This window comes from Luteolibacter sp. Populi (assembly GCF_040801775.1).
In the GTDB taxonomy this organism is placed as follows: domain Bacteria; phylum Verrucomicrobiota; class Verrucomicrobiia; order Verrucomicrobiales; family Akkermansiaceae; genus Haloferula.
The window spans coordinates 1,743,917-1,766,290 of record NZ_CP161812.1 but is presented as its reverse complement, the minus strand read 5'-3'; the positions used below and the strand labels follow the sequence as shown (position 1 = coordinate 1,766,290).

At 63.6% G+C, this 22,374-nt stretch carries 22 protein-coding genes; 10 read left to right on the top strand and 12 right to left on the bottom strand.

Translation table 11 applies throughout. From position 1 onward, the window contains the following. Positions 1-7: 7 nt before the first annotated feature. Genes ABWK72_RS06935 through ABWK72_RS06920 form a run of 4 tightly spaced genes read right to left on the bottom strand, consistent with a single transcriptional unit; the run spans position 8 to position 3,842 of the window. The gene (locus tag ABWK72_RS06935; protein WP_367874060.1) at positions 8-781 is read right to left on the bottom strand and encodes an ABC transporter ATP-binding protein; all 774 of its coding nucleotides are present in this window, start codon (positions 779-781) and stop codon (positions 8-10) included. After that, the gene (locus tag ABWK72_RS06930) at positions 778-1,749 is read right to left on the bottom strand and encodes a branched-chain amino acid ABC transporter permease (protein ID WP_367874059.1); all 972 of its coding nucleotides are present in this window, start codon (positions 1,747-1,749) and stop codon (positions 778-780) included. Before ABWK72_RS06930 ends, ABWK72_RS06935 begins: the two co-directional genes overlap by 4 nt. Further along, the gene (locus tag ABWK72_RS06925) at positions 1,749-2,666 is read right to left on the bottom strand and encodes a branched-chain amino acid ABC transporter permease (protein WP_367874058.1); all 918 of its coding nucleotides are present in this window, start codon (positions 2,664-2,666) and stop codon (positions 1,749-1,751) included. Before ABWK72_RS06925 ends, ABWK72_RS06930 begins: the two co-directional genes overlap by 1 nt. A 36-nt stretch (positions 2,667-2,702) precedes the next feature. Next, positions 2,703-3,842, bottom strand: a complete 1,140-nt coding sequence (locus tag ABWK72_RS06920; RefSeq protein WP_367874057.1) for an ABC transporter substrate-binding protein — start codon at positions 3,840-3,842, stop codon at positions 2,703-2,705. A gap of 130 nt (positions 3,843-3,972) precedes the next feature. Between ABWK72_RS06920 and ABWK72_RS06915 the strand changes: the two genes are divergently transcribed. Both ABWK72_RS06915 and ABWK72_RS06910 read left to right on the top strand, forming a co-directional pair. After that, on the top strand, positions 3,973-4,308 hold the full coding sequence (locus tag ABWK72_RS06915) for a hypothetical protein (RefSeq protein WP_367874056.1): 336 nt from the start codon (positions 3,973-3,975) through the stop codon (positions 4,306-4,308). Then, positions 4,290-4,862 carry a DUF6036 family nucleotidyltransferase gene (locus ABWK72_RS06910; protein WP_367874055.1) on the top strand — a complete coding sequence of 191 codons (573 nt, stop codon included), beginning with the start codon at positions 4,290-4,292 and terminating at the stop codon, positions 4,860-4,862. The genes ABWK72_RS06915 and ABWK72_RS06910 overlap by 19 nt, the downstream gene beginning before the upstream one ends. A gap of 20 nt (positions 4,863-4,882) precedes the next feature. On the opposite strand, the gene ABWK72_RS06905 is transcribed toward ABWK72_RS06910, so the two are convergent. Both ABWK72_RS06905 and ABWK72_RS06900 read right to left on the bottom strand, forming a co-directional pair. After that, entirely contained in the window at positions 4,883-5,566 is a 684-nt protein-coding gene (locus tag ABWK72_RS06905) for a hypothetical protein (protein ID WP_367874054.1), read from the bottom strand. Positions 5,567-5,619: 53 nt separating this feature from the next. Further along, entirely contained in the window at positions 5,620-7,041 is a 1,422-nt protein-coding gene (locus tag ABWK72_RS06900; protein ID WP_367874053.1) for an alkaline phosphatase family protein, read from the bottom strand. Positions 7,042-7,088: 47 nt separating this feature from the next. Here ABWK72_RS06900 and ABWK72_RS06895 point away from each other — a divergent pair, with 47 nt between their 5' ends. From ABWK72_RS06895 to glmS, 7 genes are all read left to right on the top strand, one after another. Beyond that, complete coding sequence (locus ABWK72_RS06895; RefSeq protein WP_367874052.1) at positions 7,089-7,967, top strand: phosphodiester glycosidase family protein; 879 nt, start codon at positions 7,089-7,091, stop codon at positions 7,965-7,967. Positions 7,968-8,251: 284 nt separating this feature from the next. After that, positions 8,252-9,607 (top strand): phosphoglucosamine mutase, encoded by a 1,356-nt coding sequence (glmM, locus tag ABWK72_RS06890; protein WP_367874051.1) that lies wholly within the window; start codon positions 8,252-8,254, stop codon positions 9,605-9,607. Between the two features lie 42 nt (positions 9,608-9,649). Then, positions 9,650-9,979 (top strand): hypothetical protein, encoded by a 330-nt coding sequence (locus ABWK72_RS06885; RefSeq protein WP_367874050.1) that lies wholly within the window; start codon positions 9,650-9,652, stop codon positions 9,977-9,979. Between the two features lie 4 nt (positions 9,980-9,983). After that, positions 9,984-10,235: a DUF433 domain-containing protein gene (locus ABWK72_RS06880; protein WP_367874049.1), complete on the top strand. Its 252-nt coding sequence runs from the start codon at positions 9,984-9,986 to the stop codon at positions 10,233-10,235. A 169-nt stretch (positions 10,236-10,404) separates the two neighbouring features. Further along, a complete protein-coding gene (locus ABWK72_RS06875; RefSeq protein ID WP_367874048.1) occupies positions 10,405-11,220 on the top strand; it encodes a hypothetical protein in 816 nt (271 codons plus the stop codon). Positions 11,221-11,225: 5 nt separating this feature from the next. Further along, positions 11,226-11,672, top strand: a complete 447-nt coding sequence (locus ABWK72_RS06870; RefSeq protein ID WP_367874047.1) for a hypothetical protein — start codon at positions 11,226-11,228, stop codon at positions 11,670-11,672. A gap of 37 nt (positions 11,673-11,709) precedes the next feature. Continuing rightward, positions 11,710-13,551: a glutamine--fructose-6-phosphate transaminase (isomerizing) gene (glmS, locus tag ABWK72_RS06865; RefSeq protein ID WP_367874046.1), complete on the top strand. Its 1,842-nt coding sequence runs from the start codon at positions 11,710-11,712 to the stop codon at positions 13,549-13,551. Positions 13,552-13,923: 372 nt separating this feature from the next. Here glmS and ABWK72_RS06860 read toward each other — a convergent pair whose 3' ends face one another. Both ABWK72_RS06860 and ABWK72_RS06855 read right to left on the bottom strand, forming a co-directional pair. After that, positions 13,924-14,427 carry an MOSC domain-containing protein gene (locus ABWK72_RS06860; RefSeq protein ID WP_367874045.1) on the bottom strand — a complete coding sequence of 168 codons (504 nt, stop codon included), beginning with the start codon at positions 14,425-14,427 and terminating at the stop codon, positions 13,924-13,926. A 37-nt stretch (positions 14,428-14,464) separates the two neighbouring features. After that, positions 14,465-16,804 carry a molybdopterin oxidoreductase family protein gene (locus ABWK72_RS06855; RefSeq protein WP_367874044.1) on the bottom strand — a complete coding sequence of 780 codons (2,340 nt, stop codon included), beginning with the start codon at positions 16,802-16,804 and terminating at the stop codon, positions 14,465-14,467. Between the two features lie 45 nt (positions 16,805-16,849). Here ABWK72_RS06855 and ABWK72_RS06850 point away from each other — a divergent pair, with 45 nt between their 5' ends. After that, the gene (locus ABWK72_RS06850; RefSeq protein WP_367874043.1) at positions 16,850-17,239 is read left to right on the top strand and encodes a hypothetical protein; all 390 of its coding nucleotides are present in this window, start codon (positions 16,850-16,852) and stop codon (positions 17,237-17,239) included. A 479-nt stretch (positions 17,240-17,718) separates the two neighbouring features. Here ABWK72_RS06850 and ABWK72_RS06845 read toward each other — a convergent pair whose 3' ends face one another. The 4 genes from ABWK72_RS06845 to ABWK72_RS06830 form a co-directional block, all read right to left on the bottom strand. Beyond that, positions 17,719-18,885 (bottom strand): AGE family epimerase/isomerase, encoded by a 1,167-nt coding sequence (locus ABWK72_RS06845; protein WP_367874042.1) that lies wholly within the window; start codon positions 18,883-18,885, stop codon positions 17,719-17,721. 110 nt (positions 18,886-18,995) lie between these two features. Further along, positions 18,996-19,916, bottom strand: a complete 921-nt coding sequence (locus tag ABWK72_RS06840) for a dihydrodipicolinate synthase family protein (protein ID WP_367874041.1) — start codon at positions 19,914-19,916, stop codon at positions 18,996-18,998. A gap of 8 nt (positions 19,917-19,924) precedes the next feature. Beyond that, entirely contained in the window at positions 19,925-21,187 is a 1,263-nt protein-coding gene (locus tag ABWK72_RS06835) for an MFS transporter (protein ID WP_367874040.1), read from the bottom strand. Then, complete coding sequence (locus ABWK72_RS06830) at positions 21,184-22,239, bottom strand: galactose oxidase (RefSeq protein ID WP_367874039.1); 1,056 nt, start codon at positions 22,237-22,239, stop codon at positions 21,184-21,186. Before ABWK72_RS06830 ends, ABWK72_RS06835 begins: the two co-directional genes overlap by 4 nt. Positions 22,240-22,374: the final 135 nt, after the last annotated feature.

Below are 22,374 nucleotides of genomic sequence, written 5' to 3'. Positions count from 1 at the left end.
GTTCGATTCACACTGCCGCTGCTCCGAGATAAGCTTCGATCACCTTTGGATCACACTGGATCTCCTTCGGCGTTCCCTCGGCAATTTTCCTTCCGTATTCGAGCACTGCGATCCGCTCACAAATCCCCATGACCACCTTCATGTCGTGTTCCACCAAGAGAACCGCCAACCCGAAGCGCTCCTTGATCGAGCGGATCAAGCGCATGAGATCGTCCTTCTCGGAGGGGTTCATCCCCGCCGCCGGTTCGTCCAGCAGCAACAGCTTCGGCCGGGTAGCCAAAGCCCGCACGATCTCCAAGCGGCGTTGGTCGCCGTAGGGCAGGGAAGTCGCCATCTCGTCGCGGACCTTCGCGAGGTCGAAGATCTCCAACAGCTCGATGGCATCTTTCTCGATCTCCGCCTCGCTCCGCTTCCAAGCCTTCCCGCGCCACAGCGAGCTGAGGTAGCCCTGCCGGTTGTGTAGCTGCTTCGCCACGCGGATGTTGTCGATCACGCTGAGCGAGCGGAAGAGCCGGATATTCTGGAAGGTGCGGGCGATCCCGCGCCCGGCCAGCTTGCTCGGCTTGACCCCCGCGGTGCAGAGGCCGGCGAAGCAGATGCTGCCCGAAGTCGGCTGATACACCCCGGTGATCATGTTGAAGGCCGTCGTCTTGCCCGCACCGTTCGGACCGATCAGGCCGACGAGTTCACCCTCGCGGATGTTCATGGTGAAATCGCAGACGGCGGTCAGACCGCCGAACTTGATCGTCACCTTGTCGAGTTCCAGAAGCGGCGTGCTCATGCTGCGGAGCGGCGCTTGAAGTTAATCGAAAACAATCCGCCGGGACGCACCAGCATCAGGAAGATGATCAGCAGCGCGTAGACGATCATCCGGTATTCGGCGAAGTCCCGCAGCAGCTCCGGCATCACCGTGAGCAAGATCGCCGCAGCGATCACTCCGACCGTCCTGCCCATGCCGCCGAGAATCACCATCACCACGATCTCCACCGACTTCAGCCAGTCGAAGCCGGTCGGCGCCAGGAATTGCTTGTGGTGGGCGTAGAGGCCTCCCGCGATGCCCGCGAAAAACGCACCCGTGACGAAGGCGGTGACCTTGTAGCGCGTGGTGCCGATCCCGGAGGACTCGGCCGCGATCTCGTCGTCATGCACCGCCAGGAATCCGCGGCCGTAAGTGGAATTCACCAACGCGGTAATCGCGTAAATCGTCACAGCGGCGAGCCCGAAGGTCCATCCGAGGTTGGTGAACTTCGGGATCCCCTTGAGCCCGCTGGCCGCGCCGACCGCTTCGGTATTCTGCGCGATCACCCGGATGATCTCGCCGAATCCAAGCGTCACGATCGCCAGGTAGTCGCCTCTCAAGCGTAGCGATGGCACGCCCACCACCAGTCCCACCACCGCCGCGAACAATCCTCCGGCGAGTAGCGAGAGTGGGAACATCACTTTGGCGTTCACGCCCATCTGCAAGGATAGCCACGCCGCGAAGTAGCCGCCCACCGCCATGAAGCCCGCATGACCCAGGCTGAATTGCCCGGTGTGGCCGTTGATCAGGTTCAGGCTCACCGCGAGGATGATCGCGATCCCTACATCGATCCCGATGCCAAGGTAGTAGCGGTTGAACGTGCCGGAAAAATAGGAGGCCAGCAGTGCGAGGGCGATGCCGACGACTAGCCAGCGTTTGGCGCCGGTCAGCAGGGAAAAGCCTGCAGCGACCGGAGCGGGTTTTTCGACAGGTGGCAGAGGGTCCGGCATCAGACTTTCTCGATGGTGGCGCGGCCGAGCAGACCCGCGGGTTTGAAAAGCAGGATCAGGATCAGGATACCGAAGGCAATCGCGTCCCGGTAGTTCGACAAGCCGGGAATCCCTCCGGCGAAGGTTTCAAGAACTCCGATCAGCAGGCCCCCGAGCACCGCGCCGGGAAGATTGCCGATGCCCCCGACGACCGCCGCGATGAAGGCGCGCAACCCGGGCTGCACGCCCATCAGCGGCTCGATCCCGGGAGCCTTCATCGAGTAAAGGATCCCCGCCACCGCCGCCAGCGCGGAGCCGAGGCCAAAGGTGAAGGAGATGATCCGGTTCACCGGCACGCCCATCAGCGAGGCCGCCTGCTGGTTGAAGGACACCGCCCGCATCGCCGTGCCGATCCGGGTCTTCTGGACGATGAACCACATCCCGACAAGGAGCAGGGCAGTCACCACCGGCACGATGATGTCATTGCTACCCAGCACGATCTTGCCGAGGTGAAACTGCTGTTCCGGGAGCAGCTTCGGAAAGGCCCGCGTCGCGGAGCCGAAAATCGCGTCGTTCTGGCAGGTGAATTCGATGAACAGCGACACCCCGATCGCCGTGATCAGCACCGTGAGCTTCGGTCGGTTCCGCAGCGGCCGGTAGGCCAGGAATTCGATTAGCATCCCGAGGCATGCGCAAACCGCCGCGGAAAAGACGATCACCAGAATCGCTCCCGTCACCGACTGCGGCCCCAGCACCTTCTCCACCTTCGGCGCGATGTAGAGTGCCGAGAAGGCACCCAGCATCAGCACATCGCTATGGGCGAAGTTGATGAAGCGCAGCACCCCGTAGACCATCGTGTAGCCGAGGGCGATCAGGGCGTAGATCGATCCCAGCCCGAGACCGTTGATGAGCTGTTGGATCGTCTGTTGGAAATCCACGGGCAGTCGGGAGTTGCGTGTTGTCGCCTCAACTCCTTAAGGATTCACCGTCGCGGTGTAGCGGAACTTCCCGCCTTCGATCTTGATGAAAACGAGCGCCTTCACGGCATCCCGGTCGGCATTCAGTGAGAACTTGCCGCTGACGCCTTCGAAGTCCTTGGTCGCGGCGATCGCGTCGCGCAGCTTTGGCCCTTCCGTGGTCCCGGCGCGCTTGATGGCATCGGCCAGCAGCATCGCGGAATCGTAGCCCAGCACGGCCATCGCGTCCGGCACCTTGCCGTTAAAGCGCTTCTTGTAGGATTCCACGAAGGCGGTCATCTTCGGCGTCCCTTGGTCGGCGGCGCAGTGGGTGGAGAAGTAGTTGCCGTTCATGTCGTCCTTGCCGATGTCGAGCAGCACCGAACTCTCCCAGCCGTCGCCGCCGAAGAGCGGCACCGTCAGGCCGATCTGCTTGGCCTGGATCGCGATCAGGGCGACGTCCGTGTAATAGCCGGGGACGAAGACCGCCTGTGGATTGCCATTCTTGATCGTGGTGAGCTGCGCCTTGAAATCCTTGTCGCCGCCATTGTAGTCCAGCTCGGTGGTCAGCGTGCCGCCATTGGCCAGGAACTTGTCCTTGAAGCACTTCGCCAAGCCCTTGCTGTAGTCGCTCTTCACGTCGGTCAGCATCGCCACCTTGGTCGCCTTCAGCGTACCGGTGGAGAAATTCGCCAGCGCCGCCCCTTGGAAGGGATCGGTGAAGCAGGCGCGGAAGACATAGTCACCGGCCTGGGTCACGGAAGGATTGGTCGAAGCCGGCGAGATCATGGGGATCTGGCTCTGCTGGCAGATCGGCGCGGCTTCCAGCGAGCGGCTGGACGCCACTTCACCGAGAATCGCGACCACACTGTCCTTGGAAATCAGCTTGTTCACTGCGTTGGCCGGCTCGCCGGGCTTGGACTGGTCGTCCTCGGTCAGCAGTTCCACTTTCTTCCCGAGCACGCCACCCGTGGCATTCACCTCCTCGATCGCCAGCAGGGTGCCCTCGTGGGAGGACATTCCGAAGGTCGCCTCCTTGCCTGTCAGCGAGGCAAATTCGCCGACCTTGATCGTGTCCCCGCCGCCTTTCTTGCAATTGGAAAGGCCGAGGGCGAGGCAGACGGCGAAAGCCGGAATGGCGAAATGGCGGAGTTTCATTGGGAAGATCGGTGCTCGGTTCGGAAAACCGGAGCAAAACCTAAGAAGCCGACCCGGCGAGCGCAACCGTAAAGCAGAATCCGTGCCCCGGAGGCTTGCCGGAAGCCGCCCCGGGTGCTAGATTCCCCCCGTGATCCCGGAGGACTACGTCTGGCTGAACCCGCTTATCCACCAGAAGTGGCTGTTCACCGCTGATAAGATCGAGCGGCAGCCGGAATTGCTGGAGATTCCGCTGAAGAATATCGCCCGGTGGATTGCAATGGGTCGGCTGGGGGATGTTCGCTCCCTGATCTTGTGGCGGGAGAGGATCGAGATGGCGCAAGCATCGACCGGGGCATTCGCCGATCTGCTGGCTTTCTTGCGCGATGACGGCGAATTTGCCCGCCAAATGAAGAGCTGTTCCCCATTCCCCGGCGTTCTTACGGAGGAAGAACTGGATCCGTTCATATGCGCTTGGACTCACTGAAGCATCTTGCCCGGGTGGTCGCTGCGACCTCCGAGGCAGAAAGGGTTATCGTATTCGGTTCGGCATCTTTGCTGCCTACATTTCCCGACTTGGGCGACGATTTCGGAGGACCTTTGACCAAAACCTTCGATGCGGATTTCATCCCGACGCCATTCGAAGAAGAAATGGGCCAGCTGCTGGACGCCACATTTGGGAAGGATCACCGCTTCCACGTCCATTTCGGCTACTATGCGGATATTGTGCGACCCTTCGCTTTCGAGGATTTCCCAAAAGGCTGGGAAGAGCGCCTCGTTCCGCTTCCCGATGTCGAGCGCGTCTTCTGCCTCGAACCCCACGACATGGCCGCCGCGAAATGCCAGGCAGGCAGGCTGAAGGACATCGAGTTGCTTGCCCTCTTATTCTCCACCGGCAGATTGGATCCTGCCGAAGTAAAAGAGCGCCTCTATCTGGTGCCGATGCGCGAAGCCATGATCGTCCGCTCCCACAATATCCTCAAGGAGGCCGTGGCTCGCTCCATGGAGACGCCGGGGACAGGCAGCGGCCCCGGCGAATAATCCCGCGGCCAGGGCAAATCTCACTCCGCCGGAACCGCCCGTGCCCAAAGGATGTGATGGATCGCGATCTCCTTCACCTCCGCGCGCTGGCTTTCCAGCGTGGCGAGTTCGGCGCTGGCCCGCTCGAAGTCGCCCTTGGCATCCACATAGCGGGCTACCTCTTCCTCCGCCTTCGGGGCGGCCTCCTTGGGCTCTTCGGTTGTCTGCGGAGCCTCCCCTTGTTGTTGGGAGATGATCTTGCCCTTGCGGATGATTGACGCGAGGAATTTCCGCCTGTCCGCCACGGCGTCGCGCTGGTCGGTCAGCTTGCGATCCAGTTTGGTGATCTCCTTCACACCGCGTTCCAAGTGATCCCGTAGGACCGAGGCGGCGGTGTTGGAAAGGGTCGCCGCCATCACGGGCGAGGGATCGCTGGCTTGGATCAGCGCGCTGGCACCCTTGGCCCTCACGGAAAACGCCAGCACTTTGCCGAGGCGCTCCGCAGTCTGGTCGGCATCAAGTGACCAGGCAGTCTCAAGGGCGAGGCGTGCGGAAATTTCGTCGAGTTGCGTCCGGTCGAGCACCGCCGCGAGAGCGAGCTTCACATCCTCTTCCTCGGCGCTCTTCGACTTCTCGATGCGCAGGTCCGCCCTGGCCTCGGCGGCACGGGAGATCGGCGAGACGAGAAGCAATCCGAGGACGAGCAGGGCGGCGGGGCGGGTCATGCGCTGCAAGCCATAAGCAAGCGCCCCGCGCCGATCAATATTACAATGCAAGATCACCCCTCCACCGCCGCCACGATCGCCCCGAACACATCCTCCGCACAGCCCACCGGCACCGGCGATCCGATCACCAACGGCCGTTCTCCCGCCTCCACCACATCCCGCCCATGCGAGCCCTTCACCAGCCCGGCATCCAGCGGAATCACATCCAGCAGGGTCCGGAATCCCAGCTTCTTCTTCAGCAGGAATTTTGCGATCTTCAGCTTAGGGTTCGCGATCTTCGGATCGAGGAACAGCTCCACCGGATCGTAGCCCGGCTTGCGGTGGATATCCACGCAGCGCGCGTAGTCCGGTGCCTTCGCATCGTCTTCCCAGAAGTAATAGGTGAACCACGCATCCGCGGCGGAGATCGCCACCAGATCGCCCGCCCGCTCCGCACCGATCCCTCCACCCCACATCTCGCCCGTGACGCGCACTTCATCCACACCCGCTGTCTCCTCCAGCAGTGCCCGCACCCGCGGCAGCAAACTACGATCGTTCACGTAGATGTGCGCCATCTGGTGGTCCGCCACCGCGAAAACCTTGCTGCCTCCCGCATCGAGCGTCTCCAAGCCCAGCTCGTCCTTGATCTGGATCCAGCCCTGCTTGCGGAAGATCCGGTTCAGATGGACCGGCCGCGTCACCTTCGAAATCCCATACTCGGAAACCACCATCACCTTCACCCCGCGCGATTCCAGGAACCCGATCAGCTCGCCCGCCACCCGGTCGATCGCCTGCAACTCCGCCGCCATCTCCGGCGCGCCCGGCCCCCACTTCTGCAGGCCGTAGTCGAGGTGCGGCAGATAGACCAGGCTCAGCGTCGGCTTCTCCTTCTCCTCGGTCCATTTTGCCGATGCCGCGATCCACTCCGAACAAGCGATCCCCGCACCCGGGCCCCAAAAGCTGGGAAAGGGGAACTCGCCCAGATCCGCCTTCACCTTCTCCCGCAGGTCCATCGGCTGCGTGTGGATGTCGAAAACCTTGCGCCCGTCCGCCGGATAGAGCGGCCGCGGGGTCATCGCGATGTCCGCGCTGGAATACATGTTGTACCACCAGAAGAGCTTCGCGCAGGTGAAGCCCGCATGCTTTTTCCGCAAGTGCTCCCAGACCTTCTCCCCGCGCACCAGATGATTGCTCTGCTTCCAAAATCGCACCTCCGCGCTCTCGCGGTCATACCACCCGTTCGCCACGATCCCGTGCTCGCCCGGGCTCGTCCCGGTAAGCATGGAAGACTGGGCCGTGCAAGTCACCGCCGGGAAGGCCGGGGGAAATGCCTGCATCCCATGCTTCTCCGCAAACGCCGTCAGCCGCGGCATTCCCGGACCGAGCAGGGAAGGGGAAAGTCCCACCACATTGATGACCGCCACGCGCTGCATGGGCCGACTGTCCCAGCCGCTGCCAGGACTGGCAACTCCGGAGGCCGAATTCGGCACGCTCATGAAGGACTCGGGGCCAGGCTTCCGTTGAAGAACCTCCAAGCCCCGAGATGAGATTCATTCTTTCCCAAGCCGCCCTCGCCGCGGCGATCACCCTCCTTGCCGCCGCCGGGGAACCGCCGTCTTTCGCGCCGCTCTCTCCCGAAAAGGACAAGCCCGCCTGGCAGCCGCTCTATCAGGGCATCGACTATCGCCTCGATGAACTCTCCAAGCCCCGCGTCCTCCGCATTCACACCGCGCGCATCGACACCCGGGCGAAGGGTCTCACCTTCTTCGCCACCCCCGACAATGGCGATGCCCCGGGCGAGGTGAATGGCCGGCGGACGGCAACCTTCCTCAAGGAGTTCGACCTCGAACTCGCCATCAATGGCACCGGCTTCGCGCCGATCACCGCGCCGGGCAAACCGGTGGATGTGCTCGGCCTATCCGTCTCGGACGGCAAGCTGGTGAGCGAGGCGGACCTCGAAAGCGGCAATCCGGTCTTCCTCATCACCGTCCACAACGAGGCCCGCATCCTCCGGACCCCCTTCAAGAAAGAGGATCTCGCCCCCGCCCACACAGCCATGCAGGGCTGGTATGGCGCGAACGGCATGCTCCTCGACGACGGCGAAACGATCACCTCCACCCGCGACATCCATCCGCGCACCGCGGCGGGCGTGTCGCAGGATGGCCGCTACGTCTACCTGCTCGTCGTCGATGGCCGCCAGCCCGGCCTCAGCGAAGGCATGAACCTGATAGAACTGGCATCATGGATGAAAGGACTCGGCTGCTGGGACGCCATCAACCTCGACGGCGGCGGCTCCACGACCATGGTCATGAAGGATCCCGCCGGTAAACCGCGCATCCTCAACTCGATCCCTGGCGGCGTGCAACGTAGCGTGGCGAATCACCTCGGCGTCCACGCGGACCCCTTGCCTGCCGAGCCCTGATGCGCGCGCGACCCCGATCCTGCTCTTCATCCGTGGCTCCAAACGTCCGTCCACTCGATCAGGACCGCTCCGCCCGCCTTCCTCCGCGACCTCTGCGCCTCCGCGGTTCGTTCACTCCATCCTGACCGGGCCCATGCTATTTATCCGCGCAATCCGCGGTCGAATCGCCATAGCAGTGATCTAACGCCCCCTTTCCTGCACTCTTCCGCCACGGGAATTCCAAAAATTTTCTCCTCTCGCTCGGCGCTTTCAATTCCCCGCGAAACTCCCAATACTTCGCGGACATGAAGCTTTTCGGAACCGACGGCATCCGCGGCAAAGCGAACGAATTTCCCATCACCCCCGAAGTCGCCCTCCGCGCGGGGAAGGCCGTGGCCCAGGTTCTCCGCTCCTCCGGCCACAACCGCAACCGCGTGGTGATCGGCAAGGACACCCGCATCTCCGGCTACATGCTGGAAACCGCGCTCACCTCCGGCCTCGTCTCAATGGGCATGGACGTCCTCCTGCCCGGCCCGCTGCCGACCCCGGCCATCGCCCACCTCACCAAGTCGATGGGCTGCGCTGCGGGCATCATGCTCACCGCCTCCCACAATCCGTACGAGGACAACGGCCTCAAGATCTTCGGGCCGGACGGCTACAAGCTCTCCGACGCCCTGGAGGAAATCATCGAGCGCCACATCCTCGGCGATGAACCGGAAAGCCGCGCGATGTCCCCGGAGCGCATCGGCAAGGCCTACCGCATCGACGACGCCCGCGGTCGCTACATCGAATTCGCCAAGCACACCGCCGACAATATCCCGCTGCACGGGCTGAAAATCGTGGTCGATTGCGGCCACGGCGCGGCCTACTTCATCGCCCCGCTCATCTTCAAGGAACTCGGCGCGGAAGTCATCAAGCACGGCTGCGACCCGGACGGCATCAACATCAACGACAAGTGCGGCGCGCTCTATCCCGAGACCGCCGGCGAACTGGTCCGCCAGCACGGTGCCGACCTCGGCATCTCCTTCGATGGCGATGCCGACCGCGTGATCTTCACCGACGCCACCGGCACTCCCGTCTCCGGCGACCGCATTCTCGCCCTCGCCGCGATCTCGCTGAAGGAGCAGGGCAAGCTCCGCGGCAACAAGATGGCCTGCACCGTCATGAGCAATCTCGGCCTGCACGAGGCCATGCGCCGCCACGGCATCGAGGTCCTCACCACCGCCGTCGGCGACCGCAATGTCATCGAGTCCCTGCGTGAACACGGCGGCTCCTTCGGCGGCGAGAACTCCGGCCACCTCATCTTCGCCGACCACGCCACCACCGGCGATGGCATCCTCAGCGCCCTCCAGGTCCTGCGCGTCATGAAGGAGAAGAAGGCCACCCTTGCCGAACTCGCCGCCTGCATGCGCGAGTTCCCCCAGGAACTCGTCAATCTCAAGGTCGCCGCCAAGCCGCCCCTCGCCGGCCTCGCCGGCCTCCAGAAGCTCATGAAGGAAGCCGACGCATCCTTCGGCGATGCCGGCCGCCAGCTCATCCGCTACTCCGGCACCGAGAACAAGATTCGCATCCTCGTCGAACACCGCGACCCCAACGCCGTCCACCAGTGGATCGGCAAGTTCACCGACGCCGTGAAGGAAGACATCGGGGTCCCGGCTTGAAGGAGTCTCAAATTCCAAACTTCAAATCCCAGCGGACAGAAGATGGCAGTTGCGCTCTCTATAACCATCATTCGGTATGTCGACGATGGCTTTCCCGGCTGGGTGGAGTGTGAGCTGCTTGATGCTTTCGGTCGCCGCCATCGGTTCATGGAAAAGGTGCCGGTGGTTACTCGAGAGAGCCTGCTGCAAGAGAGTTCCTATCCATGCGGAGGAACCATTGCTTGCGAGCTTGTGTCGGCTTGGGCAGATGAAGAAGGGTACTCGCTGACCCAAGTGGATACGTCGAGTCCTTGGGGAATCGAATCGATGGATGGTGTCATCAAGTTTACGGTGCCTTCCGCCTTGCTCTCGCCAAACGTCATTTTATCGTAAAGCCATGAAACAGAGCGAACTCTTGGACCGCATCACCTGCGATCCGGACATCTTCGGCGGAAAGCCGATCATCCGGGGGCACCGTCTCGCCGTGGAGCATGTGCTCGATATGTTGGCGGCCGGTGATGACACGGCGACTATTCTGAGCAGCTATCCTTGGCTGGAAGCAGGAGACATCCGAGCCTGCCTACTCTATTCCTCGCTCCTCGCTCGCCACGAACGGATCGAATTGTTCCCCTCGGCTCTCGCGTCCTGATGGCGTCCATTCTCCTCGATTCTTGCATCTGGGGAGGATCCTTGCAGGCTCTCTTGCTACTGCGATCCCTCATATCATTCGCACCTACGGGCCCGAATTCGCCACCGCCCTCCTTTTTCTTCCTTCCGTGTATTCCGTGTATTCCGTGGTTCTGATTCCCTGCTGATCCATGCCCCTCTTCTCCACCCGCGACATCGCCGACTTCCCCATCGGCAACCTCCTCCTGCGCGATCATCACGCAACCCTCACCTCCGCCGGTCTCCACACCCACCCCCACGGCTGGCTCGCCGCAGCGGACCTCGCCCTCATCTCCGAAAGCGGCCCGCGGACCCTCGTGGATGAAAAGCAAACCCCGCTCGCATGGTTCGGCGAAGTCCCCGATCTCTCGCAAGCCATCTCCGCCACCGCCTCCTTCCTCATCGTCTACCCCTGGGACCTCCTCCGCGCGAACGAACTCCTCGTTGGCTCTCTCACCGAATCCCGCATCGAAGGGGACGTCCACCCGAACGCCGTCATCGAAGGCATCATCCACCTCGGCCCCGGCTCCCGCATCCTTCCCGGCGTCTTCATCGAGGGCAATGTCGTCATCGGCGCGAACTCCAAGATCGGCCCGAACTGCTACATCCGCGGCTCCACCTCCATCGGCGACAAGGTCCACATCGGCCAATCCGTCGAGATCAAGAACTCCATCCTCCTCTCCGGTGCCGCCGTCGGCCACCTCAGCTACGTCGGCGATTCCATCCTCGGCGAGAAGGTGAACTTCGGCGCAGGCACCATCACCTCGAACTTCCGCCACGACGGCAAGAACCACCGCAGCATGGTCGACGGCGTCCTCGTCGACACCGGCCGCCGCAAGTTCGGCGCGATCATCGGCGATGGCGTCCACACCGGCATCCACACCTCCATCTACCCCGGCCGCAAACTCTGGCCCAACACCAGCACACGCCCCGGCGAGATCGTCCAGCGCGACATCCAGCCATCCTGATCCGCATGAACTATCCCGATGGCTCACTCATACGCACCGGTGATCTCATCTGGTGGGACTATGGTGCTGGCACAGGCTACGTGGGCGAGATCATGGAAGATCAGAAGGCATATGACGCATGGGGCTTGGAAGAACCCTCCCTTGAGCTCAACAACGTCCATCCCTTTGACGGATCGTCGGGCGGAATGGTGTATCCTCTATGGGTTCTGGAAATCGAGGGATTGAGAAAGTTCTCCGATCCCGAACGGCAAGAGCTCGAACTAGCCTTAGGCGAGGCGAGCCAACGAGCCGGTCGCAGCTTTGAAGGCCTCAAATACGTCGTCCGCGCCGGCATCGAGAATTGCAAGCAGGTCACGTGGATTTTCATTTTGCTCGGGGATGATTGGCAGGCAATCGAACGAATCGTCGTTCCACGTCCGCCTGAATCTCTTCCCCATCCCGTTCCGGTTTAAAAATTAGAATTTAGTAATTAGTAATTTTCTTCATCATATGTGCGGCATCGTCGGATACATCGGAAAAGCCTCCGCCCCTAGCGTCCTGATCAGCGGCCTGCGCCGCCTCGAATACCGCGGCTACGACTCCGCCGGCATGGCCATCCTCGAGGACGGCTCCATCGTCGTCAGCAAGGCCCCCGGCAAGGTCTCCGCGCTTAACGACAAGGCCCACGCAGATTGGCCGGTCGAGCGCTTCACCCGCTCCTCCACCGGCATCGCCCACACCCGCTGGGCCACCCACGGCCCGCCGACGGAGGCGAATGCCCACCCGCATCTCGATGAATCCGGCGACATCGCGCTCGTCCACAATGGCATCATCGAGAACTACCGCTCCCTGCGCACCCGCCTCGAAGGCAAGGGCCACCACTTCTACTCGGAGACCGATACCGAAGTCCTCGCCCACCTCATCGGCGACCGCAACAAGGGCGATCTCTTCCAAGCTGTCTGTGATGCCCTCAGCCAGGTCGAAGGCACCTTCGGCATCGCCGTCATCTCCGCGAAGGAGCCGGGCAAGATCATCACCGCCCGCCGCGGCAGCCCCATCGTCATCGGGGTGGGGGATGGCGAGACCATCGTCGCCTCGGATGCCTCCGCGATCATCGCCCACACCCGCCAGGTGATCTACCTGGAGGACAACGACATCGCCGTCGTCACCGCCGATCACGTCGATATCCGCGACCTCAACCAGGTCCCCGTCGCCCGTGAGGTCAACGAACTCGGCTTCGACGCCGCCGCCGCGGAGAAGGGCGGCTTCGAGCACTTCATGCTCAAGGAAATCCACGAGCAGCCTGACTCCTTGCGCAATGCCATCCGCGGCCGGCTCGATTTCAATCTCGGCTCCTCCGTCCTCTCCGGCATGGGCACCTCGCCCCGCGATCTCGCCGAGATCCACCGCGTCGTCTTTGTCGGCTGCGGCACCTCGCTCCACGCTGGCCTCGTCGGCGAATACGCCTTCGAGGACATGGCCGACATCCACTCGGAGGTCCAGCAGGCCGCCGAATTCCGCTACCGGAATCCCATCATCGGCAGCCGCGATCTCGTCGTCGCCATTTCCCAGTCCGGCGAAACCGCCGACACTCTCGCCGCCGTCCGCGAAGCGAACCAAAAGGGTGCCTTCGTCATGGGCCTTTGCAATGTCGTCGGCTCGACCATCGCCCGCGAGACCGGTCGCGGCGTCTATCTCCACGCCGGCCCGGAGATCTCCGTCGCCTCCACCAAGGCCTTCACCTGCCAGGTCGCCGTCATGCTCATGATGGCCCTCAAGCTCGGCCGCGGTCGCCGCTTCTCCCGCGATGAAGGCATGAAGTTCGCCCGCGAAATCGAAGCGATCCCCGCCCTCGTCGAGCAGGTCGTCGCCCAGAGCGACGTCATCGAAGCCATCGCCGCCCGCTACGCTCACCACGAGCACGCCTTCTTCATTGGCCGCGGCCCGCTCTACCCCGTCGCCCTCGAAGGCGCGCTCAAGCTCAAGGAAATCTCCTACATCCACGCTGAGGGCTATCACGCCGCCGAACTCAAGCACGGCCCCATCGCCCTCCTCCAGGAAGGCACCCCCGTCATCGCCCTCGCCAATGACATTCCTGGCAAGGACAAGACACTCGGCAATGTCGAGGAATGCCGCGCCCGCGGTGCCCGCATCCTCGGCGTCGTCACCGCCGGCGACCACGAAGCGGCGGAGGTCATGGACGACGTCATCGAAGTCCCCGCCTGCCATCCCCTCGTCAGCACCATCCCCACCGCCGTCGCCCTCCAGCTCCTCGCCTACCACATCGCCAACGCCCGCGGCTGCGAAATCGACCAGCCCCGCAACCTCGCGAAGAGCGTCACGGTCGAATAGCCCCCGGTCCGGTTTCCCGTCCCAACGGGACGACTTACAATAGCCCGGCACGCAGTGCCGGGGAGGGTGCCGGCAACGACACACCGTCCTGTAAAGACGCCTCATGCAGAGAGCGTATAAAGTATCGGTGGATCCCCTGCGATCGGACGGCTCTTCCGCTGGGAGCGCGGAGCCTCCGGCCCGCAGAACGGTCCCTAACAGCCCGCCCCAGGGAACGGCCCCACTGGGACCGCCGGGCACTGCCCGGCTGAACGGTCCCTAACAGCCCGCCCCCAAGGAGCGTCCCTCCGTCCTTGCGGGCCGCGCCGCATCCCGACGCACCCTCGTATCGACCCCGCCATCTCGGCACCGGCAAACACCCCGCTTCAAAAATCAACGCTCAACCGCCAGCAATTCGGAAACCTCCATCTCCCCCAACTCAATCCTCCCACCCTCCAAAATCCGACACCTCAATCCCCCCCGATTGAACATCAGCTTCTCCGTCCCCTTCTTCCCGCAGGCCGTATCCATCCAATGACAAGGCGCGCACTTCTGCGTCCCCTCTAACAAAACCCCACCCAGCCGGAAAGTCTTCCCCACCAAGGCATTCAAATCCACCCCCGAAATCACCACGTTCCGACGGAACGCCGCTGCTTCCAAATCAGCATCCCCCGTGTGCTCGCGCACCACATCAATCGTCTGGCGATCAATGAACGTCACCTGCCCCTTGTAGCCATCCTTCCACCCGAAGAACCGATCCCCAGGAATGCCCTTCCCAGCGACCAGTTCCACCGCCGCATGCTCCTCCATCCCATTCCGCGAGGGTTCACGCTCGTGATGGCCGAAGTAATTGTGGCCGGGCGAGGTGTAGATGCCGTGGATGACGACTCGGGTCACGCTGGGAATTTCGCTGCGGCAGGGCCGGATTCAATCGTCAAATTTGCCGTACCTTCTCCAGCGCCACCGCGCAGGCCTTGTAGTTCGGCTGGCGGGAATGCGGATCGAAAGACGGATGGGTCAGCCGGTTCACCTCCGGGTAGTGCATCGGCAGGAAGACCTGCCCCGGCCTCACGGTCGGCGCAAGATAAACGGAGGCCTCCAAGCTGCCGCGCCGTGAACTCACGCGCACCGTATCGTGCTCTTTCAGCGCCAGCCGCGCGGCATCGGCCGGATGGATCTCCAAGTATACATCCTCCGGGTAAAGCTTCCGCAGAATATCGGATTTCCCTGTGCGGCTCTGCGTGTGCCATTGGCTGCTGGTCCCGCGCCCGGTCAGCAACAGATAGGGAAAATCCCTGTCCGCCCCCTCCGGCATCTCCGCCGGCGGGGAAAAGAGAATCCGTGCCTTCCCACTAGGCGTATAGTAAATCCCATCCTCGAACAGCCGCCTCTCGTTGGCACTTGGAACTTCTCCCTTGGAACTTGATTCCTCCCCCTTGGAACTTCCCTCAGGGTAGGGCCACTGAATCCCGCCCATCCGGTCGATCATCTCATACCCTTCGATCCCCGTGATGTCACAGGGCCGGTCCTTGGTCAGATCCCTTAGCAACCGAAACGCCGATTCCGGATCCGTCCACTTCGCAAACAGATCATCACAGCCCCACGCACTCGCGATCAGTCGGAAGATCCGGAAATCCGAGAGCGCGATCCCCGGTGCTTGGCGCACCGCCTTCAACGTCCCGATCCGCCGCTCCGAGTTAATGAAGCAGCCATCTTTCTCTCCCCACCCCGCGGCAGGCAACATCAGGTCCGCGGCGCGTGCCGACTCCGTGCTGTAATACATGTCCTGCACCACCAGGAATTCCAGCTTCTCCCGCAGCGCTGCCAGTCGCCCGCTGTCGATCCACGAGTGGAAGGGATTGGTCGCCACGATCCACAGCCCCTTGATCTTGCCCTCCTCTGCCGCGGCCAGGATCTGGTCGTAGGCCAGCGAGCTCTCGGCAGGAATCTTCTCCACCGGAATCCCCAGCCCCGCCGCCACCTTCTCCCGGTGTTCCGGATAAGCGAACTCATGCCCACCGACCAGTGAAGTCGTATTCGAGAACAGCCGCGAGCCCATCGCATTGCACTGCCCCGTGATCGAGTTCGCCCCCGTCCCCGGCTTGCCGATGTTGCCGGTGATCAGGGCCAGATTGATCATCGCCTGCGCCGTCCGCACTCCCTCGTAGGATTGGTTCACCCCCATCGTCCACCACCACGAGACCCGCTTGCCCGGCTCCGAAACCGTGCGCGCCAGCGACTCGATCTCCTCCACGCTCATTCCGGTTCGTTCGCTCACCGCTTCCGGCGCGTAATCTCCAATGAACTCCAAAAACTCCTCCAGCCCCTCGGTCCGCGCGATCGACTCCGCATCGGTCCGCCCGTCCCGCAGGATGCAGTGCGTCAGCGCATAGAGCAGCGCCAGATCGCCCTTCGGCTTTAGCATCACATGCCGCGTCGCCGCCTGCGCCGTCTCGGTCGCCCGCGGGTCGATCACGATGATTTCCGGATTCCGACGATTCCGCATCACCCGCTGCCACAGGATCGGGTGCGCGATGCAAAGGTTCGATCCCACCAGCACGATCACGTCGCTCTCCTCGAAATCCGCATACGCATACGGCGGCGCGTCGAAGCCGAAGGACTGCTTGTAGGCGGTCACCGCCGTGGCCATGCACTGCCGGGTATTCGCGTCCCCGTGCAGGAAGCCCATCCCGAACTTGAACAAGCAGCCGAGGAAAGCCATCTCCTCGAAGGGGATTTGCCCGGTCGAAAGGAAGGCCACCGACTCATGCCCGTGCTCCTCGCGCAGCCCCTTGAAGCGCGCCGTGAAGGCCTCCATCGCCTCCGCCCAGCCCACCGGCACCATCTTGCCCTCGGCATCGCGCAGCAGCGGCACCGTCGCGCGGTCGGGGGAATCCAGCGGATCGAGCGCCTGCCAACCCTTCGGACAAGCCATCCCCAGATTCACCGGATATCCGGCCTGCGGGCTTAAATTGATCGCGTGGCCATGCTCGTCCAGGTGCAGCTTGAGCTGGCAGCCGGTCGCACAGTAGCCGCAGATCGAGGTCGTGGTCCCGATCGGCATCAGCCGCCGCGGCACCCTCCCCAGGCCGAAATTCCCCGGCTCCAGCACCAGATCCGCCGTCAGCGGACCGCTGTGCTGTTTCAGGAACTTCGAAAGCGCGGCAGGAATCAGGGGCACGGGAGAGAAGGGATAGCAGCAGGCGTGCGCGTTTCCAACCCCGCCGTCCTCCGCCGGGCCGGAAGAATCATCCCCCGGATGAGGACCGCTCATCCGCCCCCGCCGCCAAGCCCACGCCGATTGATGATTGAAAGATTGATGATTGGTGATTCCTGCCACTACAACCGCCGCGTGAACGAAGACCGCGAGCACGGCACGCAGCCGCTGGATGCCCTGATGACTGCCTGGGGCCTGGGGAACCACGACCTGGTGGACGCCTCTACCGAGCAATTGACCCACAAGCAGGTCCAGCGCGCCCGCACCGGCCGGACCCTGACCCTGCACATGATGCAGAAGCTCACCCGCGGCCTCAACATCGCCATCTGGTACCGCCTCAAGAAGGCCGAGCGGGAGAATTACTTCGAATACTTCCACAAGCACGTCTTCAACTACGCCAAGAACTACGAGGCCAACTGGCAGGATCCGAACGGCGAGCTGATGGCCGCCGTCCAAAAGCGCGGCGGCGCGATCATCGACCGCGAGGCGTAGTCGCCCGGTGGCCCGCTTGGCCCCCCTGATCTCCCCGGGCTTGCTCAAGAGTCCGCGAAGCACCTTCGTCGAATTCCGCCGCTGCCGCACACCTTCATGGGGGAACCTTGAGGGGAGTACCTTAAAGGGGGAACCTTTGTGCCCCGTTTTGGGGGACGGGTGGTGCCCCGGAATGGGGGACGGGTCCCGTGCGGTTTCGGGGGACGGGTGGTGCCCCGTTTCGGGGGACAGGTAGGCGGCGTGCATCAACCCCAGCATCGCCCCTTCGCGGGTGCCCGTTCTACTGCCAAGGGAGGGGCCGCAGGCGTGTCGGGTCGGGCGGGGACGGACCATTCGTCGGGCCTTCGCCGATCACGCTTGCGGATCGCCCTGCCGTTCGATTGCCGGCCGGGTTTCCGAGTGGGAGGGGCAAGCCCGGCCGCGGGGAGGAGCGGCCGGACTTGCGAGAACAATTTGACCCGCCATGCGGGATTTCACCATTACGTGATCGCGTTCCCCCGGGCCGCGAGCTGGTGGCAGCGCCAGAGCGCCCGCGGGTGGTGGAAGAAGGACTTCCACAGCGAGCCCTTCAGGGTGTTCGCCGGCGTTCCGTCGCGGTGCAGGTAGCCGAACCATTCGCCATGCCCGGCACCGCCGAATTTCTGGAAGGACCAGGCACGCAGTTTCTCATGCCACGCCAGGTAGCGCGGCTCGCCGGTCATCCGGTGGGCCATCAGGGTCGCGATCAGGGCCTCGTCGTGCGGCCACCAGAATTTCATGTCCTGCCAGTATTCCTGCACCGGCTTTTCGTAAACGTCGCGGAAGTAGAAGAGGCCACCATGCTCCTCGTCCCAGCCGCGGGCCCACATCCAGTCGAGCATGTCGCAACCCAGCCGGGTCAGCGCGCCATCCCGGCGATGGGCGGCTTCCTCAAGGATGAACCACGCCGCCTCGATCGCGTGGCCCGGGTTCAGGAGGCGGCCATCGAAGTGATCCACGATGCTGCCGTCCGGAGCCACCGACTCCATCACGACCTGAAGCTCCGGCTTCACGAAGAGAGTCCGGATATCGTCGATGCAGTGGTCGATCCAGGCGGTAAGGGAGGGATCGTCGCCGAGGTGCTTGCGGAGTTCCTGCGCCGTCACCAGCGTGATCATCCGCGTGCCGATTCCCTCCATCGGCCGCGCGCCGGTGAATTTCGGCGGGATCCGGCCGGGCGTGAAATTCCAGTCCGTGAAACGCTCGAACCACTGCCGTGCCTTGCCCGCGGATGCCGCACTGCCGGTCGCGGCGGCATGCGCGGCGAAGGCGATGGCCGCGAAGCTCTCGCTGTAAGCGTAGCGCCGCTTGCGCAGCGGCGTGCCATCGCGCGCCACATGGAAGAACATCCGCCCGTCCGCCGGATCGATGCACTTCTCCTCTAGGAAGCGCAGCCCGCTCTCGGCCCAGGCGAGCCACTCCGGCCGTTGCTCGTGATCCAGGTAGAGCGTCAGCAGCATCCAACTCATCCGGCCCTGCGCCCACACCGACTTGTCGCTATCGACCAGCGATCCATCGCGGTCGAAGCAATGGAGGAAGCCACCATGCTCCTCATCCACCGCCCGCGGAAACCAGAAGGGCAGGCAATCGCGGAAGAGCTGGTCGTGATAGAATGCGGCGAGGTCCATAAAGTAGTAGCGCGGCTCTCCGAGCCGCGGATGGGAGCGGGGACAACAAAAGAGAAATGCGGATTCTTCCCTCAGGGGGGACGCTGGCAACCGCGGCTCGGAGAGCCGCGCTACTTTGCTCCCCACTCTTGAAAACCTAGCTCATCGAGCTGACTCACCAGCGCATCCACCTGTCCCCCTGTCGGGTTTCCCAAGGGCAAGCGCGCCGGACCGACCGGGACGCCGAGCCGTCCCATCAGGGCCTTGGCGGTGCCGAGGAAGCCGGTGGCGGCGATGGCGTCGATCATCGCGATGGAGACATTCTGGAGACGCTGGGCTTCTGCCAAGTCGCCACGGGTGAAGGCGGCGATCAGGTCGAAATAGAGCTTCGGGGCCCAGTTGTAGGTGGAGCCAACCCCGCCGCGAGCGCCGCTGGCGAGTCCGGCCAGCAGCATCTCATCGACGCCCCAGGGGAGGTCGAAGCGTAAGCCGGCGACTTCCAGTGAACGGCGGTAGGACACGAGGTCGGGATTCGTGAACTTGATCCCCGCCAAGGTCGGGATCCGCTCCGCCGCTTCCGCGAGGAATTTCTCCATCGGGAAGGAGACGCCGGTCATGGCCGGGATGTCGTAGAAGTAAAAGGGCGTTTGCGGGGCTGCCGAGGCAATCGCGGCGCAGCAGTCGACCAGTGCCGCCAAATTACCAGGCTTGTAGTAGGAAGGTGCGAGCGCGCTGATCGCGGCGAAATCCAGGCTCTCCGCCGCGCGGGCGAGGGTCTTCGCGTCCTCGATGCAATTCCCTCCGACATGCGCGATCACCCGCAGGCCGCAGGCGGGGCCGGAGACCGCCCATTCCTCATACATAGCCAGCCGCTCGGCGCAGGTCAGCGAGTGGCCCTCGCCGGTCGAGCCGGTGATGAAGACGCTGCGGATGCCATTTGCCGCGAGGAATGCAGCCTGGGCAGGCACGACTTCCGGCGCCAGCGAGCCATCCGCGTGGAAGGGCGTGTGGGTGGCGACGACCAGTTCGTGGAGTGGTGGATTCAGCTTCATGGAATCAATCAATGGGAAATGGGTGGCAACCCGCTGTCCGTCTCACGCGGACGGATCAGGAGGACGAGGATGACCGAAAGGATCGCGGTAGCGGCGAAGACACTGAAGATGCCGAAGATGGGAACCCCGCGGTCGCGCAGCGCACCGAACCCGTAGTCCGCGAAGCCGCCGCAACTGATGCTGACCAGGTTCATGATCCCGTAGCCGGTGGCGCGCAGTTCGGGCCGCGCGACCTGGCAGAGGATCGGCATGTTGTTGCAATCGAAGAAACCCCAGCCGAGGCCGAAGAGAATCAGGAAAGCGATGGCGACCTCGAGATGACCGGTCTGCGGCGAGTAGCCGACGCCGAACATCGCCGGCACGATCAGAGCCATCCCGATCGCGCTGACCCAGATCCGGCCACGCTGGGAGCGCTTCATCCAGCGGTCCGCCAGGAAGCCACCGGCAAGCGCCCCCACGATGGCGGCCGATTGCCAGTAAAGCGCTGCCGAGACCCCGGCCTTGCCCTGTCCGATCTTGAATTCGGCTTTGAGGATCGCGGGCATCCAATCGCGCACCACCCAACCGGCCAGCGCAGGCAGGGTGAAGTAGGCCACCAGGAGCAGGAAGGAGCGGTTCGATAACAGCTCGCCCAGCGCCGCGAAGGGCGATGTCTTGGATGCCGCGACACCGGCGCCATCGCGCGGCGGGTTCTTCAACAGGAAAAACAGCGGCACCGCGTAGGCCAAGCCCACCAGCCCGCAGACATCGAAAGCCCAGCGCCAGCCATGGTGCGCCGAGTCCGCCGCGTAGCCGCTGAAGCCGCCGAGGATCACCCCGCAGTAGATGCCCATCTGGTGGAATCCCACGGCCTTCGAACGGGTGGGCCCGCGGTGGTAGTCCGCGATCAGCGCCAAGGCAGCGGGGATGTAGAAGGCCTCGCTGATGCCCATGATCGCCCGCGTCGCCAGCAGCTGCTCATAGGTGGTCACGTGTCCTGTTAGCCAAGTGATGGCCGACCAGGCGAAAAGGCTGCCCGCGATCACATGGCGGCGGCTGAAACGGTCCGCCAGATACCCGCCCACCGGGCTCAGGATGGCGTAGGTCCACTTGAACCAAGCGAGGATCTTCCCCCAATTCGCCTCCAAGGCGATGCCCGGAATGTCTTCCATCACCGAGGTCTTCATCGTCGCCAGCATCTGGCGGTCGAGGTAGTTCAGCAGCGCGACCGGCACGAGCAGCGCGACCACCAGCCATGCCTGGCGGCTTGCGGAGGGGCTCGCGGTAGTCATGACGGCGGGGTGAAGAGAAAGACCTGCGGCGTCCGCACCCCGGGCTTCACCTCGCCATTGAAGAAGATGAACCCGTCTTTCCAAGGCGCGGCCGGCAGCGTGACCGGAGGCAGGACATCAAGTTCGCCGGCCGGCGACCAGGAATCGCTGGCCGTATCGTAGCGCAGGATCTCCGGCGTGAAGCCTTTGTGATCCGCCGGACTTGCCAGGCCGGTCTGGCTTCCATCGTCGCCGGAGACGATGAAGAGAGATGCTCCCCGCACCGGGGCGGGAGAAGCCGCGGCCACCGCGGCCCGGGGCGGATCTGCGAGGCGTGTCCACTTCCCGGCGGCGAATTTCCAGGCCTCGCGCAGATAGGCCCGCTGCGGCTTGCCCGCGGCGTCCGGTGCAAGCAAGCAACCGCCTGTTAGATAAAAAGCCCCGTCGATCGCAGCGGCACTCGCGAGGATGCGGCCCGCGGCAGGCAGCTCGGGTTGCTTCTGCCAACCTTTCTGCTTTTCGTCCAAGTCGAGCATCCAGTGTTCTCTGCTTGCCACCGTGGCTTGGGGGGAATCGATGCCGCCGCAGAGATGCACCTGGCGTCCCACCAAGGCACCGGCCATTTGGGCGAGGGGCTGGGGTAGGGCGGGGTAATCTTCGAAGGAGACCTTGCCATCCTGAATGGTCAGTAACACGACTTCCTCGAAATGCCGCACGGCATTCCCTCCGCCGATGAGCAGCACGCCCTCCGGCAGCGTCAGCGAGACGCCGTAGCCGTTCGGCATCGGCAGGCGGCCGATCTCGCGCCATTTTGAATCAGGAACTGCCAGGTCCAGGGCGAAGAGCCGGTCGTGCCAGACCTTCTTGCCGCCGTCCCAAGGCATCACCCCGTCGGGGAAATTCGCCCCGCCACCCGCGATCAGCTTCGTTCCCTGAACCCCGGCGAAGGCCCCGGCAAAGCCGACGGCATCCGGCACCGGCGGAAGCCGATCCACCCGTGGCGGCTCCGCATGCAGCGGCACGACCGCCAAGGTCGCGGCGACAGCGAGGGGGCGGGCAAATGAAGGTGACACGGTATGCATTCCGACAGCGCTCGCGTGGAAATGGCAAGCGGGATGATTCAGGTCACGGCGCGGAGGCCGGAACAGCATTTTGAAGTGGTCGGAAGGACAGACCAGTAGAAGAGCTGTCCGCGCAATGTTTGCTAG

Excerpts from the sequence above, each read along its gene's own strand:
- ABWK72_RS06935 (WP_367874060.1), bottom strand. The coding sequence starts at position 781 with ATGAGCACGCCGCTTCTGGAACTCGACAAGGTGACGATCAAGTTCGGC.
- ABWK72_RS06930 (WP_367874059.1), bottom strand. The coding sequence starts at position 1,749 with ATGCCGGACCCTCTGCCACCTGTCGAAAAACCCGCTCCGGTCGCTGCA.
- ABWK72_RS06920 (WP_367874057.1), bottom strand. The coding sequence starts at position 3,842 with ATGAAACTCCGCCATTTCGCCATTCCGGCTTTCGCCGTCTGCCTCGCC.
- ABWK72_RS06910 (WP_367874055.1), top strand. The coding sequence starts at position 4,290 with ATGCGCTTGGACTCACTGAAGCATCTTGCCCGGGTGGTCGCTGCGACC.
- ABWK72_RS06905 (WP_367874054.1), bottom strand. The coding sequence starts at position 5,566 with ATGACCCGCCCCGCCGCCCTGCTCGTCCTCGGATTGCTTCTCGTCTCG.
- ABWK72_RS06900 (WP_367874053.1), bottom strand. The coding sequence starts at position 7,041 with ATGAGCGTGCCGAATTCGGCCTCCGGAGTTGCCAGTCCTGGCAGCGGC.
- ABWK72_RS06895 (WP_367874052.1), top strand. The coding sequence starts at position 7,089 with ATGAGATTCATTCTTTCCCAAGCCGCCCTCGCCGCGGCGATCACCCTC.
- glmM (WP_367874051.1), top strand. The coding sequence starts at position 8,252 with ATGAAGCTTTTCGGAACCGACGGCATCCGCGGCAAAGCGAACGAATTT.
- ABWK72_RS06885 (WP_367874050.1), top strand. The coding sequence starts at position 9,650 with ATGGCAGTTGCGCTCTCTATAACCATCATTCGGTATGTCGACGATGGC.
- ABWK72_RS06880 (WP_367874049.1), top strand. The coding sequence starts at position 9,984 with ATGAAACAGAGCGAACTCTTGGACCGCATCACCTGCGATCCGGACATC.
- ABWK72_RS06875 (WP_367874048.1), top strand. The coding sequence starts at position 10,405 with ATGCCCCTCTTCTCCACCCGCGACATCGCCGACTTCCCCATCGGCAAC.
- ABWK72_RS06870 (WP_367874047.1), top strand. The coding sequence starts at position 11,226 with ATGAACTATCCCGATGGCTCACTCATACGCACCGGTGATCTCATCTGG.
- glmS (WP_367874046.1), top strand. The coding sequence starts at position 11,710 with ATGTGCGGCATCGTCGGATACATCGGAAAAGCCTCCGCCCCTAGCGTC.
- ABWK72_RS06855 (WP_367874044.1), bottom strand. The coding sequence starts at position 16,804 with ATGAGCGGTCCTCATCCGGGGGATGATTCTTCCGGCCCGGCGGAGGAC.
- ABWK72_RS06850 (WP_367874043.1), top strand. The coding sequence starts at position 16,850 with ATGATTGGTGATTCCTGCCACTACAACCGCCGCGTGAACGAAGACCGC.
- ABWK72_RS06845 (WP_367874042.1), bottom strand. The coding sequence starts at position 18,885 with ATGGACCTCGCCGCATTCTATCACGACCAGCTCTTCCGCGATTGCCTG.
- ABWK72_RS06840 (WP_367874041.1), bottom strand. The coding sequence starts at position 19,916 with ATGAAGCTGAATCCACCACTCCACGAACTGGTCGTCGCCACCCACACG.
- ABWK72_RS06835 (WP_367874040.1), bottom strand. The coding sequence starts at position 21,187 with ATGACTACCGCGAGCCCCTCCGCAAGCCGCCAGGCATGGCTGGTGGTC.